This window comes from Candidatus Palibaumannia cicadellinicola (assembly GCF_002855795.1).
In the GTDB taxonomy this organism is placed as follows: domain Bacteria; phylum Pseudomonadota; class Gammaproteobacteria; order Enterobacterales; family Enterobacteriaceae; genus Baumannia; species Baumannia cicadellinicola_C.
This window is the reverse complement of sequence record NZ_NJPO01000172.1, coordinates 1-1029: the sequence shown is the minus strand read 5'-3', so window position 1 is coordinate 1029 and position 1029 is coordinate 1. Positions and strand designations below refer to the sequence as shown.

Below are 1029 nucleotides of genomic sequence, written 5' to 3'. Positions count from 1 at the left end.
ATTATTAACTACTTACTGCGTTCATACTAGTTAGATTAGGAGGTTAGGTAAGCAAGAAGCAAGCTATTACGGTTTTGTTTTGTGATTATTGATTGTGATATGAGGTTAAGTTATGCCGACCGGATTAAACCAAACCTAATCTAACTATTATTAACTACTTACTGCGTTCATACTAGGGCTCAAGACGGAGAAAATGTGCGCGATAATAAGCTAATTCTGTTACTGATTCGCGAATATCATCTAGAGCCTTATGGCTGTTTTTTTTCTTTATGCCTAGCATAATGTCTGGCCGCCATCTGCGAGCCAGCTCTGTTAAGGTACTAACATCTAGGTACCGGTAATGAAAATAAGATTCTAGCGCCGGCATGTAACGGTAGAGAAAGCGTCGATCTTGACCTATGCTATTACCGCAGATTGGTGATTTGCCAGCTGGTACCCACTCCTGTAAGAAAGTAAGCGTCAGTGCTACTGCTGTTTCTTCATTTAACGTACTATTACGAACTCTTTCCACCAATCCGCTAGCAGTATGGGTACGTATGTTCCATTTATCCATCAAAGTTAGTTGCGCTTCGGACTGATGGATGGCTAAAACAGGTCCTTCAGCTATGACGGTCAGATAAGCATCAGTAATAAGTGTGGCAATTTCAATTATACGATTGTGCTCAGGATCAAGACCAGTCATTTCTAGATCTATCCATATTAGGTTATTATCATTTACTGGCATAATTAGTGTGTCGCAAGATATTTTATAGCTGATCTGATAAAATATTTCTATTATATCCATATTCATCGCTACAGGCGATATATTCACAATAAGGTAGTTAGTAACAATTACTATTCAACTATTCAAAGGTTCGCGGAGTACCCAGTTAAGTCAGCGTACACGATACCATCGTCAAAGATATACCAGCAAAGTGAACGGAATCTAGGTTACCACAGAAGTTTGGCTAATACCGCTGGTGCATATCTTCGCGAATACCGTTTCAATCAAATAACTCTAGTATCGGTTAGCTACCACACGATGGCACC

1 protein-coding gene is annotated in these 1029 nt (G+C 39.7%); it reads right to left on the bottom strand.

Annotation, left to right across the window (positions count from 1 at the left end; all coding sequences use genetic code 11):
- Positions 1–172: 172 nt before the first annotated feature.
- Positions 173–724 (bottom strand): oligoribonuclease, encoded by a 552-nt coding sequence (orn, locus tag CEX73_RS03175; RefSeq protein WP_101627133.1) that lies wholly within the window; start codon positions 722–724, stop codon positions 173–175.
- Positions 725–1029 lie beyond the last annotated feature (305 nt).